Below are 14,921 nucleotides of genomic sequence, written 5' to 3' on the forward strand. Positions count from 1 at the left end.
GCCGTGTCAGCCAAGGTTCGCCCCGCTCGCCGCCCCGGCACACGCTCGCTGCGTTGGCCCAAAGCCCGAGCAGGCCCCCTACGAGGGCTTCTGCCGCCTTGCGATCGCACGCGCCAGGACGCCTCGCCACCGGGCGAACCCTGACGGACGCGGCACTGGACACCCTCACCGGGGCCGCCCCCCACCCCACGGCCCCCAGCCCCTCGACCGCCGTCGGCTCGAGCCGGGCGACCCGACCCCTCGTCACATGGAGCGCAGGATGACCCACCGGACCACCGTCGCCGGAATCCCCGTCGACACCCGGCACTGGATCGGCGGCCGGCGTGTCGCCTCCCCGGACACCTTCACCGATGTCTCACCGATCGACGGCACCCCCCTCGCCGAAATCGCCCGCGGCGGCGCCGCCGAGGCGGAGGCAGCCGTGGCCGCCGCCCGTGACGCCTTCCCCGGCTGGGCCGCGACCCCGCACACCGAGCGGGCCCGGCTGCTGCACGCCATCGCCGACGGTGTCGAGAAGCGGCTCGAGGACCTCGCGGCCGTCGAAACCGCCGACAACGGCGCACTGCTGCGCTCCCACCGCCGCGGTGTGATGCCCCGCGTCGCCCACAACTTCCGCTTCTTCGCCGACTGGCTGCTCAAACTGGACAGCGAGCACGAGGACTTCACCACCCGCGGCCACACCAATCACATCACCTGGGACCCGGCCGGGCCCTGCGCCCTCATCACCCCGTGGAACGCGCCGCTGATGCTGGCCACCTGGAAGGTGGCCCCGGCCCTCGCCGCCGGGAACACCGTCGTCCTCAAACCCGCCGAGTGGTCCCCGCTGACCGCGTCCCTGCTCGCCGACATCGCCGCCGAGGCCGGTCTGCCGCCCGGGGTGCTCAACGTCCTCCAGGGCTACGGCGCCGAGGCGGGCGACGCCCTGGTGTCCCACCCCGGGGTCCGCCGGATCAGCTTCACCGGCTCGGTGCCGACCGCCGGGCGGATCGCCCGGGCCGCCGCCGCCCATCTCACCCCGCTCAGCCTGGAACTCGGCGGGAAGTCGCCGCTGCTGGTGTTCGCCGACGCCGATCTCGACCTGGCCGTGGACCTGGCGGTGGAGCAGTACGACAACGCCGGGCAGGTGTGTCTGGCCGCCACCCGGCTGCTTGTCGAGTCCTCCGTGGCCGAGGAGTTCACCCGGCGCTTCACCGCGAAGGCCGCCACCCTGGTCCAGGGCGACCCACGCGACGAGGCCACCGACATCGGCCCCACCATCCACGCCCGCCAGCTGGAGAAGATCGACGGCTTTGTGCGCCGCGCCCTGGACGCGGGGGCCCGCGCGGTGGTCGGCGGCGGACCCCGCACCGGACTCGACGGCCTCTACTACCGGCCGACGCTGCTCACCGATGTCGCCCAGGACTCCGAGATCGTCCAGGAGGAGGTGTTCGGGCCGGTGCTGACCCTCCAGACCTTCGACACCGAGGAGGAGGCTGTCACCCTCGCCAACGACACCCGCTTCGGCCTCGCCGCCACCCTCGCCACCGGCGATCGCGCACGGGCCGAGCGGGTGGCCGACCGGCTCGTCGCGGGCACCGTCTGGGTCAACTGCTTCTTCGTCCGCGACCTCCAGGCACCCTTCGGCGGCTCCCGCAGCTCCGGTATCGGCCGCGAGGGCGGCACCTGGAGCTTCGACTTCTACTGCGACCTCAAGAACACCGTCACCGCCCCGAAGGGATGGCAGAGCCATGGGTGAGATCGCCGGGGCGGGGCTGCTCGCCCATGTGCCGACCATCGTGCTCCCGAAGGAGGACCGGCTGCGGCTGAACGAGGGCCGGGAGATCACCCTCGTCACCGGGCTCGAACAGCTCCGCAGCGAGGTGTTCGAGCGTGATGACTACGACACCGTGGTGGTCCTCGACTCCCACTGGGCCACCACCGTGGAGTTCGTGGTCACCGCCCAGCCGCGCCGCGCGGGCCTGTTCACCTCCGAGGAACTGCCGCGCGGGATGTGCCGGATGCCCTACGACTTCCCCGGCGACCCCGAACTCGCCCACAACGTGGCCCGGTTCGCCGAGAAGCACGGCACCTGGATCACCGCCATCGACGATCCGTATCTGCCGGTCTACTACGCCACCATCAATCTGTGGACGTTCCTGGGCGCGGGCCTGCCGGACAAGCGCTGGGTGTCCATCGGCGTCTGCCAGACCGGCGACATGGAGGACCATCTGCGGCTCGGCCGGGCCCTGGCCGACGGTATCGCCGCCACCCCCGGCCGCCGGGTGCTGCTGATCGCCTCCGGCGCTCTCTCGCACACCTTCTGGCCGCTGCGCGAACTGCGCGACCACGAGTCCAGCGACCCCGCGCACATCTTCACCCCCGAGGCCCGCGCCGCCGACGAACGGCGCATCGCGTGGTTCAAGGAGGGCCGCCACGACGAGGTGCTGCGCACCATGCCGGAGTTCTGGGCCCACAGGCCCGAGGCCCGCTTCTCCCACTACTTCATGATGGCCGGAGCCCTCGGCGGGGCGGAGTGCACCGCCACCGCCCGCCAGTACGGCGCCTACGAGAACTCCATCGGCACCGGCCAGGCCCATCTCTGGTTCGACCGTCCCGCCGCCGGCTGGACCGCGCCCCGCACCGTGACACAGGAGTCCGCCCATGCCTGAGTACCGCCGTGTCCTCCTCGACGGCGCCGCCGTCCAGGCCGTCCGCGACGGCGAGGAACTGGTCGCCGGGGACGGCCGGCGGGTCAAGGCCGAGGAGGCACACCATCTGCCGCCCGTGGTGCCCACCAAGGTGATCGCCGTCCATCTCAACCACCGCAGCCGGGTGGAGGAGTTCCAGGTGTCGCTGGCCCCGGCCCCCACCTACTTCCACAAGCCCACCTCGGCGCTCAACGCCCACCGGGGCGCGGTGGTCCGTCCCGAGGGCTGCAAGTGGCTCAACTACGAGGGCGAGGTGGCCATCGTCATCGGCGGGACCTGCCGCAATGTCTCCCCGGACGAGGCGGGTGAGTACATCGCCGGATACACCGTGGCCAACGACTACGGTCTGCACGACTTCCGGGACACCGACGCCGGATCCATGCTGCGCGTCAAGGGTGCGGACACGCTGTGCCCGCTCGGCCCGGGGCTGGTCACCGACTGGGACTTCCGCGGCAAGTATCTGCGCACCTATGTCAACGGGCGTGTCGTGCAGGACGGTTCGACCGACGAGATGGAGTGGGACATGCACTACCTCGTGGCCGACATCGCCCGCACCATCACCCTCCACCCCGGCGATGTGCTGCTCTCCGGCACCCCGGCGGGCTCCCGCCCGGTGCGGCCCGGCGATGTGGTCGAGGTCGAGGTGGAGGGCCTGGGCAGGCTCAGCAACCACATCGTGGCCGGGCCCACCCCGATCCGCACCGACGTCGGCGCCCAGCCCACGGAGTCGGAGGAGGTACTGTCCACCGCCCTCGGCGGCGACTGGGAGTACCGCGGTATCCGGCCGCCGCGGCGTGGCTGAGCCGTACCGGGGCGCCGCCCGGCCGCTTCCGGCCGGGTGGCGAGTAGGGTCGCGGGCATGACCGAATCCGCCGGGACGGCCGGAAGCGGCGAGGCGGCCGGGAACGGCGGGAAGTCCGGGTCCGCGGCCGGTGGCGGCAGGCCCCGCAGACGGGTGTCCTACGGGGCGGGCCGCGAAGCGCTGCTGGCCGCCGCCGTGCGGGTGGTGGCCCGCCGCGGTCTGCGCCACCTCACCTATCGCGCGGTGGCGGAGGAGGCCGGGGTGACCCACGGTCTGGTCGTGCACCACTTCGGTTCGCGTGACGCGCTGATCGAACAGGCGCTGGCCCACTCCGTACGCACCAGTCTCAGCGTCAGCGCGGTCGAACCCGGGACCGGCCGGGCCACCGACTTCGCCACCGGTCTGTCGGCGATGGTGACGGGCGACCCGGACGCCCAGGCGTTCCAGTACGAGCTGCTGCTCGAATCGCGGCGCAGGCCGGAGCTGCTGCCCCGGCTCCGCGCGCTGTACGAGGAGTACTTCGACGCGGCCCAGCGCGAGCTGTCCCGGATGCTGCCCGCGGGTGCGAACCGGGCGCTGGCCCGGCTGGTCTTCGCGGCGCTGGACGGCCTGGTGCTGCACCAGCTGGTGCTGGGCGGCGCGGAGCACACCGATGCCGCGCTGGAGGAGCTGCGTTCCCTGCTGCGAGCCCTGACGGCGGACACCGGCCCGGACGCGGACATCGACCCCGGCGCGCGCACCGGCCCCGACACGGACGCCGGTACCGCCGACGACGACTGACGGACGTCCGCCGGGGGAGATCCGGTGGTCCCGCCCCTTGCCAAACGTGTCCGTTCGGCACACCATGAGGCAACTCGTTTGGCTCAAAACGAAAGCTCGCTCCTCTCCCCGGACAGGTGATCCGCGTGGACAGTCAAACGGTCGCCAGAAGCCAGACCGTGCAGGACACCCCCCGTACCGCCCAGCTCAAGCCCAACGCCCTCGGCGTCCTGGGCATCCTCTTCTTCGTCCTCTCCGCCCAGGCCCCGCTCACCGGTATCGCCGGAGCCGTCCCCATCGCCATCGCGCTCGGCAGCGGACCGGGCGCCCCGGCCGCGTACACCGTGGCGGGCGCCGTGATCCTGCTGTTCTCGGTCGGCTTCGTCGCCATGGGGCGCCATGTCGTGGACGCGGGCGCCTTCTACACCTACATCGGCAAGGGCCTCGGTCGGACCGCGGGCAGCGGCAGCGCGGCGGTCGCGCTGCTCGCGTACTGCACCGTGCAGGCCGCCATGTACGGGCTCTACGGCGCCACCATGAGCGCCCTGATGGCCCACCACACCGGGGTGGACCAGCCGTGGTGGGTGTGGGCGCTGGTCACCATGGCCGTCGTCCAGGCGCTCGGCGCGGTCGGGATCGAGGTGGGCGCCAAGGTGCTCGCCGTGTTCGTCCTGGCGGAGTTCAGCATCCTGCTCGCCTTCGGTGTGGTCACCTTCGTCCAGGGCGGCGGCCCCGAGGGACTCGCCTTCACCCGGTCCTTCTCACCGGACGCGGTCCTCCAGGGCGCGCCGGGGGTGGCGCTGATGTTCGCCGTGGCGTCGATGTTCGGCTTCGAGGCCACCGCCATCTACGGCGAGGAGGCCCGTGAGCCGCGCACCACCGTCCCGCGCGCCACCTATCTGTCGGTCGCCGTCGTCACCGGTTTCTTCGCCTTCACCTCATGGATGCTGGTCTCCTCCTACGGACCCTCGAAGGCCACCGGCGCCGCCGGGAAGGCGCTGGCAGGGGGCGACTCCACGGTGTTCGTCTTCGCGCCCGTCGCCGACCGGTTCGGCACCTGGGCCGGCGATGTGCTGCCGATCCTGCTCGCCACCTCCCTCTTCGCGGGCATCCTCGCCTTCCACAACTCCGCCAACCGCTATCTGTTCTCGCTCGGCCGCGAAGGACTGCTGCCCGCGCGGCTCAGCGCGCTCAACCGCCGCCACGCGCCCTGGGCGGCCGGTGCCGTACAGACCCTGGTCGCGGTGGCTTTGGTGGTGCCGTTCGCGCTGACCGGCAAGGACCCGGTGCTGTCCCTGTTCTCCTGGTTCAGCGGGGTGGGGGTGCTGGGCATCATGCTGCTCTACTTCCTGACCTCCGTCTCCGTGATCGTCTTCTTCCGCCGGGAACGGCTGGACCCCCGGCCCTGGAACACCCTGATCGCACCCGCCCTGGGCGCGCTCGGCATCGCCGGTGCCATCTGGCTGATCCTCGCCAACTTCACCACCCTCATCGGCGGCGACAGGACCACTGCCGGCTGGCTCGCGCTCACCGTCCCGGCGGTGCTGGTGCTGGGCGCCGCGGCGGCCCGCCTCACCCGCCGTCCCACCGCCTGAGCCGCACCCGGTGAACGGCCCCGGACGCCACTCGACGAGACGCCACCCAACGAGAGGACACCATGCCGGACCTCACCCATGAGGAGTGGCAGCGCCGCGCCGCGGCGCTGCCCGCCGCACTGCCCGTCCACCACCACATCGACGGTGTGTCAGAGCCCGGGGCGGGAGCCGCGTTCGCGGTGGTCTCGCCCCGCGACGGCGCGGTGCTGACGAAGGTGGCCGACGCCGGGCCGGAGGAGGTGGACCTCGCGGTGGCCGCCGCCCGCCGGGCGTTCGACACCGGACCCTGGCCACGTCTCTCCCCGGCCGAGCGCGGACGGGTGCTGGTACGGATCGCCGGGCTGCTGGAGGAGCGGCGGGAGGCCCTCGCCCTCATCATCAGCCTGGAGATGGGCAAACCCGTCACCGATGCCCATGACATCGAACTGCGCGCCGCCATCAGCACCTTCCGCTGGTACGGGGAACTCGCCGACAAGCTGGCCGACGCCTCCCCGCACACCGCGCCCGACGCGCTGGCCCTGGTCACCCGGGAGCCGACGGGGGTGGTCGGCGCCGTCGTGCCCTGGAACTTCCCGCTGACCCTCGCCGCATGGAAGGTGGCACCCGCCCTGGCCGCGGGCTGCACGGTCGTCCTCAAACCGTCGGAGTGCTCACCGCTGTCCGCGCTGCGCTTGAGCGAACTGGCCACCGAGGCGGGCCTGCCGCCCGGGGTGCTGAACGTGGTCACCGGCGACGGCCCCACCGCCGGGCGCGCCATCGGACTCCACCCCGACGTGGACGTGGTGGCCTTCACCGGCTCCGCACCGGTCGGCCGCCACTTCCTGCGCTACGCCGCCGACTCCAACCTCAAACGCGTCTGGCTGGAGCTGGGCGGCAAGTCCCCGCACATCATCCTCCCCGACGCCCCCGATCTGGACCTCGCCGCCGCCACCGCCGCCTGGGGCATCTTTTTCAACCAGGGGGAGATGTGCACCGCGCCCTCCCGGCTGCTGGTGCACTCCGCCGTCGCCGAGCGGGTCACCGAGGCCGTGGTGGCACGCGCCCGGGCCCTGCGCGTCGGCGATCCGCTCGATCCCGCCACCGAGATGGGTGCCCTGGCCGGAGCGGCCCATCTGCGGCGGGTCCTGGACCACATCGGCACCGGAGCGGCGGAGGGCGCCCGGCTGCTCACCGGCGGCAGCGCCACCCTCACCGGCACCGGCGGCAGCTATCTGGAACCCACGGTCTTCGACCGGGTGGATCCCGGCGCCCGGCTGGCCCGCGAGGAGATCTTCGGCCCGGTGCTGTCCGTCCTCACCTTCGACGACCTCGACGAGGCGGTGCGCCTCGCCAACGCCACCGACTACGGGCTCGCCGCCGGGCTGTGGACCTCCGACCTCACCACCGCCCACCGGGTCTCCCGCGCCCTGCGGGCCGGGACCGTCTGGGTCAACTGCTACGAGGAAGGCGATCTGACCGTGCCCTTCGGCGGGATGAAACAGTCCGGCAACGGCCGCGACAAGTCCGCGCACGCGCTGGAGAAGTACACCGAACTCAAGACCACCTGGATCCGGCTGTGACCGGCCCGCGTCCGCTGATCGCCGTTCCGGCCCGTTTCTCCGCCACCACCTCGGCCCTGCGCTTCGCCGCCGAGGTGACCGCCCGTGCCCTGGCCGAGGCGGTCTGGAGGGCCGGCGGCGAACCCGCAACCATCCACCCCCACGCGCCCGGCGGCACCGCCGACCCCGCCGAAGTGGCCGCCCGCCTCGAGCGGTTCGACGGGGTGCTGCTGCCCGGCGGCGGCGATCTGGACCCCCGCCGCTACGGCGGCGGTCCGGCCCACACCAGCGTCTACGACGTGGACGGCGAACAGGACGGCTTCGACCTCGAACTGGCCCGCCGGGCACTGGAGTCCGGAGTGCCGCTGCTCGCGGTCTGCCGGGGTCTCCAGGTGGTCAACACCGTGCTCGGCGGCACCCTCGAACAGGACATGGGCGGCCAGGACCGCGACCACCGCCATCTGGTGCACCCGGTGGCCCTGCGCCCCGGGTCGCTCGTGGCGCGGGCCACCGGCGCCGAGAAGGTGGACGTCTCCTGCTACCACCACCAGCGCACCGACCGCCTCGGCGCCGGGCTCGAGGTCACCGCCACCGCGGCCGACGGCACCGTGGAGGCATGCGAACGGCCCACCGCGCGCGGCTGGTTCACCGCCGTCCAGTGGCATCCCGAGGACACCGCCCACCGGGACCCCGCCCAGCAGGGGCTGTTCGACGCACTGGTGCGCGCCGCCCGCGAACGCAGCTGAGCCCCCGCCTCGTGCCGCGTCAGTCAAGGTGTGCCCGGTGGCGAGGCGTCCTGGCACGTGCGATCGCAAGGCGGCGGGGAAGCACTCGTAGTGGGCCTACTCGGGCTTTCGGCCAACGCGGCGAGAGGGGGCACCTCCCAGCGGTAGCCGGGGGAGCGTGCCAGGGCGGCGAGCGAGGCGAACCTTGGCTGACGCGGCACTAGGACTTCGGACGGCGCCCGCTGCGGCGCGGGGCCGGTTCGGCGCCGTCCAGGAGGGCGAGCCGGCGCTCCTCGCCGTGCGTCTCGACCTGGAGCACGACCTGGCGCAGTGCCTCCGCGGTGCGCAGGCACTCCTCGTCGGACAGCTGCCCGACGACGAACGCCTCCTCCTCGTTGAAGTCCGGGAAGACGCGCCGCATCAGCGCCTCGCCCTCCTCGGTGAGGCCGAGCAGCACCAGCCTGCCGTCGCTGGGGTGGCCGGAGCGCCGGATCAGACCGCGGGACTCCAGGGTGCGGGCGACGCCGGTGAGCGTGCCCTTGGAGATGCCCGCCTCCTCCGCCACGTTCCGGGTCTCCGACTCGCCCCAGATCCACACCACCCAGAGCACCACGAAGGCCGTCCAGGTCAGATCGCAGCCGCGCAGCACCGAGTTCTCCAGATGCTGCCGCACCGCCGACGCGGCCCGGTAGATGTTGGACACCATGGCCATCTGCTCACGGCGGATCGGAATGCCACCGAGCTTGGCCGCGACCAGCTTCTCGGTGTCGGTAATGGAACGGTGGCCGGGCACGGGCGGGCTCCTCACATCGGCTTCGAACGGTGACGCGACGGCGAACCGGCGTTTCCATCGTTCGAGGTCAAATGTACCGTGCCGCCGGTGAGCGGGGCGCGGACCGCGGGGGCCGCCCGCTGACCGCCCGGACCGCTCGTGGTCGACCTGGGCCCGGATGCGTTCCCAGTACGGGGCGATGGCGGCCTCGTGGTACGCCTGGACGGCACGGCCGAGCAGTGTCAGCGCATCGGGGTCGCCGTCGGCCAGCGAGCGTGTCCAGGGCGGCAGCCGCCGCCCTCCGGCGAGCAGCCCGATATCGCGCCGCAGCCGGGCCCGCGGGGTGCTCAGCACCTCGTCAAGACCCTCGTCCGCGTCGTACAGCGGGGTCGCCGGAGTGAGAAAGTCCGGAAAATAGCCCCTCGTTGGCACCAGGGCGGTCAACAGGCCGGTCGAGCGCGGCAGCTTGGGGCCGACCGACCGCCGCCACTGTCCGGGGACCAGCCCCTGGTTCTGAGGGCGGAGGGTGTGCGGGCTCAGCACGGTTTCCCACATGGCCACCGGCCCCGCGGCCACGCGGGTGAGTCCCAGGTCCTGACCGGTGAAATGAATGCGTAGCACAGCGCCCCCGTGACTCCGTCGCCTGCTTTGTTTCCTCCGTATCACGTTCCGGGCACGGGCCCTACCCGGGCACGGCGGAGACGCGGTGTATTTCAGTCTTGAATGAACGACCGGTGGACGCACACACGTCCGCCCGGCGGAAGCCGCCGGGCGGACGCACGCGGAGGTGAGCCGGGCGCGGAGCGTCAGCCCGCGGAGAGCGCGGGGTCGCTCGTGCCCGCCCGCCCGGTCTCGACATGGCCGGCCAGTCGCCGCAGATAGCCGCTGTCCCCGTCGGAGGCCACCGACACGTCGTACCACTGGTGGCTGCGCTTGGTGTCCACGGTGTGCACGGCCCGCCCGCCCGGCCGGAGCCGGTACTCGGCCCTCTTCTGGTGGTGGTAGCCATCGGTGACGGTGAGCCGTACCGCCGTGTCGCCCTGGTTGGTCAGGGTCAGCTCCACCTCGCCGGTGGCCCGGACGTGACGGGCCGACACCTCGGGCCCGCGGCCGGTGATCCGGCCGGTGAGGTGGCGGACGAAGCCGCCCGGCCCGTGCACCTCGACGTCGTAGGTGTCCTTGCCCTCGGCGGTCCCCCAGGTGCCGGACAGGTGCTTGCCCGCCTCGACGGTGTAGCCCCACGGTCCGTCCGGGTGGCTCGCGGAGGTGACGTGGAAGTGCGCGCCTGCCTTGCCGCGGTTGGCGAAGTCCAGCCGCAGGCTGCCGTTCGCCACGGTGGCGTCGGCGGACAGGTCGTACGGCAGCGGCCGGGCGCGCCGCAGCCCGGACTCCTGGTGGGGCAGCGAGGGGTTGGCCGGGGGCGTGGGCACGTAGTCCGGGTGCCGGTCGTGGTCCGGCGGCAGATAGCCGTCGGTGTCCGGGAGGGACGGGACCTTGGTGTCGCTGCGCGCGAAGTCGAATGCCCCCGTCAGGTCACCGCACACCGCGCGGCGCCACCGCGAGATGTTCGGCTCCTCGACACCGAAGCGCTCCTCCATCAGCCGGATGATCGAGGTGTGGTCCAGCGTCTGGGAGCACACATAGCCACCGGTGCTCCACGGCGACACCACCAGCATCGGGACCCGCTGGCCGAGGCCGTAGGGGCCCGCGGGCTGGGACGCGGAGCCCGGGTAGAGCTCACCGGTGGTGTCCACGGTCGAGGCGCCGCGGTCCTCGGCGGGCGCGTACGCCGGTATCACGTGGTCGAAGAAGCCGTCGTTCTCGTCGTACGTAAGCCTGAGCCCCGCCGGGCTCGCGGCACCCTCGGGGCCAGGGCTTATCGCACCCTGTCTGAACTGCAGAAAGGCGATTTCCGGCCGTCCGGGCGGCTTGAAATCGCCCCCTACCTGCGGGGACACGGAGCGCCGGGATTCCGCCGGGTCGAACGGCTGTGCGGACGGGTCTGTGATAATGTGCAGTCCAGCTCCTGAAGAGAGCAGCATCCGATTTGTCCGGGACCTCCTGGTTCGGGGCGCCGCTGCTATCCAAAGGAGCTTTTGCATGTCCGAGTACCAACATTCAAGTACGAGTGTGCACACACCACTCACACCCTCACCTGCGCAGACATGTCAACTCGGCCCTCTTCACCAGGTCGCATTCCGCTCCCGAGGCCCCTGGGGACTCGCTGTTTCCGCATGTAGACGGCTGAATAGCCGCTCCCGAGGCCCCTGGGGACTCGGAGGGGACTCGCCCCAAAACCCCTGGTCAGCCCATGTTTACGACCCCTTCCGAGTCCCCGAGTCCCCTCTTTTGAAAAGCTACGCGTAAGGGGTGATTAATTAACGCCTCTCACCGACCTAAATCCCCGTACGTATAGGGGAGCTTTTGTCGGATAGGGCCTCGGGGACTCGCCCGCCCAGAAAACAGCCTCTGACCTGCTCGAATAGCCGAGTCCCTCAGGGGACTCGAAGGGACTCGAAGGGACTCGTTTTCCCTGTAGAGCCGCACTATTTCCGCCTCTCTGCACATACGATGTGCAGATTTCAGCCTCGACATTCATGTCTGCATATACGACTCACCACATCGCAATTCGTGTGCCCCGTCGCCGTTTAAGAATTCAAGGTAAGGTTGACCTAGGCAATCAACGACGCACAGAAAGGCTCCGCTATGGCTTCTCACGGGCGCCCCAGTAACGGCATTCAGCACATGCCCGGCCTGGGTGCATCGGTTCACGAGGAAGTCGCCAGGGCATTCAAGGCGCGCGCATCGGAGCAGGGCATCAGTACCCGCGCCCTGGTCCGCGAACTGCTTTACGAGTACGCGCGTACGGAGTTCGGACTAGACGTCGAGACGCCCCCGGCGACTGCCGCAGTCCTGAAATGACAACAGCCCCGATCGCCACAATCGGGGCCGCAGAGAAAGGAAACTCGTTGCCGAGTTCCAGTATACCGCGAAAGGTCGAAGATCGCCCTGTCGCGAAAAAGCCAGGTCGCCCCAAGCACGAGGCGACCTTTGTGTACAAGACGCCGGAAGCCAAGCCTGTATTCCGCGAAGTCAAGACAGAGGGCAAGGGCTTCTTCGTCCAGACGTATGCGGGTGGCACCTGGAAGGCCGGTCTGCCCAAGAAGTACGCCGACCTCCTGTACCGCGCCGACGCGCTCGCTACGGCCACGGGCACCGTGTACTGGGTAGAAGGGCCCAAAGACGCCGAAAGCCTGCGAGAGGCCGGTTATCTCGCCACTACGACACACGGCGGGGTGCCCAACTTCAAGGAATCCTCGGTCGCGTACTTCGGCCCCGGAATCACGCTGGTCGTGGTTGTGCCGGACGAGGACGAGGCTGGATACAAGCTGCTCGCCAAGAAGATTGCAGCCCTGAAGAAGCACAACATCCCTTATGAGGTGCGCGGCGTTCCGGAGGGCAAGGACGCGACAGACGCTCTGGCTCTGGGCTACAACCCCGAGGACTGGTGGCAGCTCACACCCGAGGACATCGAGGAGCGCACGGCTAACCCTTATCTCCACCGCCTTCTGCGAGCGCTCACTCTCTACAACGACGAGCCCAAGGACATCAAGCCCGGTCAGCCGACGCCTTGCCCCGCGCACACGGACGACAATCCGTCATTCTCCTGCGACGAGGGTGACGACAAGGCCGTCAAGCTGTACTGCTTTGCCGGATGTGGATTCGACGAGGTGTGCAAGGCTCTCGACATTCCGCAAAAGGATGTTGACAGGCTGTTGGATCGCCAGAAGAAAGCCGTACTGAATAGCTCCAGGCTGCCCAAGACGGATTCCCACACGCACAACGCGGCCGTGGCTATCGAGCGTCTCGCGGGACAGGTGGTCTACGTCCGCGATCACAAGGAGTACTACGCGTTCGTCCAACGCGAGGGCTGGAGGCGAGACCGCAGCATTGTGCGCAGGATCATTCAGCAGATGGGCGAGGAGCAGCTGAAGGCCGGCATGGCTCTGGTGTCCGAAGAGGGGGCCACCGAGAAGCAGAAGGCGCGCGGCGCTCAGCTCATCAAGTCCGGCTACATGTGTCTGAGCAACCCCGGTCAGAAGAACATCATGGAGGTAATGTCGCAGAGCACGGAAATGGTGATCATCGACCGATTCTCCGAGCGCTTCGACACCAACCCGAACATCCTGGTGTGCAAGAACGGTGTTGTTGAGCTGAAGGAGACAGGCCACACCTTCCGCACAGAGCTGCGCCCGGACGACTGGACAACGCTTAGCACGGGTGTGGACTACATTCCGGCCGCGTTCTGCGCCGACCTGGATAAGGTGCTCACGACATTCTGGCCGGAAGACGAGGTTCGGGATTACCTCCACCGGGCGATGGGCTACAGCCTGTTGGGCGGAAATCCTGAGCGTTGGTTCTTCGTGATGATGGGCGTCACCACGGGCGGTAAGACGACGCTCGCGGAAGCCGTGGCATCTGCCCTCGGGGACTACGCGGACACCTATCAGCAGTCGCTGTTTCACGGCAACGTCTCCGACAAGCCACGGCCGGACCTGCTCTCGCTCATGCCGCGCCGTGTTATCTCCTCTTCCGAGGCAGGCGAGGGATGGACGCTGCACGGAGACCGCATCAAGAACCTGACCGGCGCTGAGCCGCTGAAGATGCGCGACCTGTTCGCCGGGGCAGACGACACGATCCGTCGAGAGCCGATGTACACCCCTTGGATGTCGACCAACAGCGCCCCCAAGATCACTGGAATTGACGAGGCCACCGCGCGCCGCATCTGCGCTATCCCGTGTGATGTGTCGATCTCCAAGGCCGATGAAGACCCCACCATCCGCACGCGGTTGAAGACGAGCGAGACGGCCAAGCGGGGCACGCTGGCTTGGCTCGTCAAGGGCTGGGACGAGTACTGCGCCCACAAGCTCACCGAGCAAGCCGAATCCATCCAGGAGCGAACCAACAAATTCCTTCGGGATGCGTCTGGACAGGGCGGATTCTTCGAATCCTGCATTCTCAAGGGCGAGGCTGACGAATTCTTCACCACAAACGAGCTGTGGCCCGCATATCAGACATGGGCACACGCAAACGACGTGCGCGACGGATTCAAGAGCCAGGCCGAATGCACGCGCGCTATCGCTGCTGCCTGTGGAAATCAGAAACCCAAGGGTCAGCGCAAGCGCGTCAACGGCGTTCAGCAGTACGTAATTCTCGGATATCGACTCATCACCCCTGGCGACAACAAGGAGTCCAACTAATGGGGCGCCAGAAGCCCAATAAGCCGAAGCGCACCCGAGCAGTGTTCGGCAGCCGCGAGATGGACATAGCCGTCTCTGAGGCCGTGCGGATGTCCCTGGACAGCAACAAGATCGCCGCTGCAACACAAGGGGTCGAAGCCCTGTCGGGCTTTCTGACAGTCCGGGACTTCTCCAGCTTCGACGACTTCCTGTTCGCGCTGGAGTGGCTCCGGGATATACCGGTCACCATGTTCGTCGTCTTCCCCGACGTGATCGAGCTGGAATGCCGTCTGGCCAATCTGCCCAATATCGACAAGGGCACTCAGATTCTCGACCCCGCAACCCGCCGCACCGTCCGCGTCTACCGCTACGCCACCACCGAGGAGAGCAAGTAATGCCCAAGGCTCGAATTATCAGCATGACACCCCTTCAGCCCGGCGCGTACAAGGCGCTGTACTGGGAGGATGAATTCTTCAGGACTGCACCTGTCGTGGCCATCGCGACATTCGAGGAGCGGGATGGACAGCAGCAGATTGTGCCCGTCGTGATACATGGCGGAGGGCACATTTTCGCTCTCGCCGGGGTTGAGATCGATTCGGACAACGCCGGTCTACCGTGCGACCCGCATTACAGGTACTTCGAGGGCATGCACCCCGCCGAGGACATCGCCCGGGTCGCCGATTCGCTCCGACCCGCAGCGAACTGACCCCGTAGACCGCTCTCAGCTCCCACGTAAGCGCCGAACGGCCCGGTCCGGGCCCACCGGCCCAACCCCGACAGACGGAGCCCTTAGGCGGGCTTCT

Annotated in this window: 12 protein-coding genes; 10 read left to right on the forward strand and 2 right to left on the reverse strand. The window is 69.4% G+C overall.

Features of this window, described 5'->3' with window-relative positions:
* Window positions 1–259: 259 nt before the first annotated feature.
* From HUT19_RS37550 to HUT19_RS37580, 7 genes are all read left to right on the forward strand, one after another.
* Complete coding sequence (locus tag HUT19_RS37550) at window positions 260–1,735, forward strand: aldehyde dehydrogenase (protein ID WP_176185217.1); 1,476 nt, start codon at window positions 260–262, stop codon at window positions 1,733–1,735.
* Window positions 1,728–2,648, forward strand: a complete 921-nt coding sequence (locus HUT19_RS37555) for a 3,4-dihydroxyphenylacetate 2,3-dioxygenase (RefSeq protein WP_176185219.1) — start codon at window positions 1,728–1,730, stop codon at window positions 2,646–2,648. Before HUT19_RS37550 ends, HUT19_RS37555 begins: the two co-directional genes overlap by 8 nt.
* Window positions 2,641–3,489: a fumarylacetoacetate hydrolase family protein gene (locus tag HUT19_RS37560; protein ID WP_176185221.1), complete on the forward strand. Its 849-nt coding sequence runs from the start codon at window positions 2,641–2,643 to the stop codon at window positions 3,487–3,489. The genes HUT19_RS37555 and HUT19_RS37560 overlap by 8 nt, the downstream gene beginning before the upstream one ends.
* 57 nt (window positions 3,490–3,546) lie before the next feature.
* Complete coding sequence (locus HUT19_RS37565) at window positions 3,547–4,269, forward strand: TetR/AcrR family transcriptional regulator (protein ID WP_176185223.1); 723 nt, start codon at window positions 3,547–3,549, stop codon at window positions 4,267–4,269.
* A gap of 125 nt (window positions 4,270–4,394) precedes the next feature.
* Window positions 4,395–5,843 carry an APC family permease gene (locus HUT19_RS37570; RefSeq protein WP_176185225.1) on the forward strand — a complete coding sequence of 483 codons (1,449 nt, stop codon included), beginning with the start codon at window positions 4,395–4,397 and terminating at the stop codon, window positions 5,841–5,843.
* A gap of 62 nt (window positions 5,844–5,905) precedes the next feature.
* The gene (locus HUT19_RS37575; RefSeq protein WP_176185227.1) at window positions 5,906–7,402 is read left to right on the forward strand and encodes an aldehyde dehydrogenase; all 1,497 of its coding nucleotides are present in this window, start codon (window positions 5,906–5,908) and stop codon (window positions 7,400–7,402) included.
* On the forward strand, window positions 7,399–8,127 hold the full coding sequence (locus tag HUT19_RS37580) for a gamma-glutamyl-gamma-aminobutyrate hydrolase family protein (protein WP_254885998.1): 729 nt from the start codon (window positions 7,399–7,401) through the stop codon (window positions 8,125–8,127). Before HUT19_RS37575 ends, HUT19_RS37580 begins: the two co-directional genes overlap by 4 nt.
* Before the next feature lie 199 nt (window positions 8,128–8,326).
* Here the strand turns inward: HUT19_RS37580 and HUT19_RS37585 are convergent, their stop codons facing one another.
* Together HUT19_RS37585 and HUT19_RS37590 are read right to left on the reverse strand one after the other, a co-directional pair.
* Complete coding sequence (locus HUT19_RS37585) at window positions 8,327–8,899, reverse strand: MarR family winged helix-turn-helix transcriptional regulator (protein ID WP_176187775.1); 573 nt, start codon at window positions 8,897–8,899, stop codon at window positions 8,327–8,329.
* A 785-nt stretch (window positions 8,900–9,684) separates the two neighbouring features.
* Window positions 9,685–10,836, reverse strand: coding sequence for a phospholipase domain-containing protein (locus tag HUT19_RS37590; RefSeq protein WP_368661730.1), 1,152 nt, complete (start codon window positions 10,834–10,836; stop codon window positions 9,685–9,687).
* Between the two features lie 1,095 nt (window positions 10,837–11,931).
* Between HUT19_RS37590 and HUT19_RS37595 the strand changes: the two genes are divergently transcribed.
* From HUT19_RS37595 to HUT19_RS37605, 3 genes are read left to right on the forward strand one after another with little or no spacing between them, the layout of a single operon-like run.
* The gene (locus HUT19_RS37595) at window positions 11,932–14,139 is read left to right on the forward strand and encodes a phage/plasmid primase, P4 family (RefSeq protein ID WP_176185231.1); all 2,208 of its coding nucleotides are present in this window, start codon (window positions 11,932–11,934) and stop codon (window positions 14,137–14,139) included.
* Window positions 14,139–14,513: a hypothetical protein gene (locus HUT19_RS37600; protein ID WP_176185233.1), complete on the forward strand. Its 375-nt coding sequence runs from the start codon at window positions 14,139–14,141 to the stop codon at window positions 14,511–14,513. Before HUT19_RS37595 ends, HUT19_RS37600 begins: the two co-directional genes overlap by 1 nt.
* On the forward strand, window positions 14,513–14,824 hold the full coding sequence (locus HUT19_RS37605; RefSeq protein WP_176185235.1) for a hypothetical protein: 312 nt from the start codon (window positions 14,513–14,515) through the stop codon (window positions 14,822–14,824). The genes HUT19_RS37600 and HUT19_RS37605 overlap by 1 nt, the downstream gene beginning before the upstream one ends.
* The last annotated feature ends 97 nt before the right edge of the window (window positions 14,825–14,921 follow it).

The sequence above is a fragment of the Streptomyces sp. NA02950 genome (assembly GCF_013364155.1).
Classification (GTDB): Bacteria; Actinomycetota; Actinomycetes; order Streptomycetales; family Streptomycetaceae; genus Streptomyces.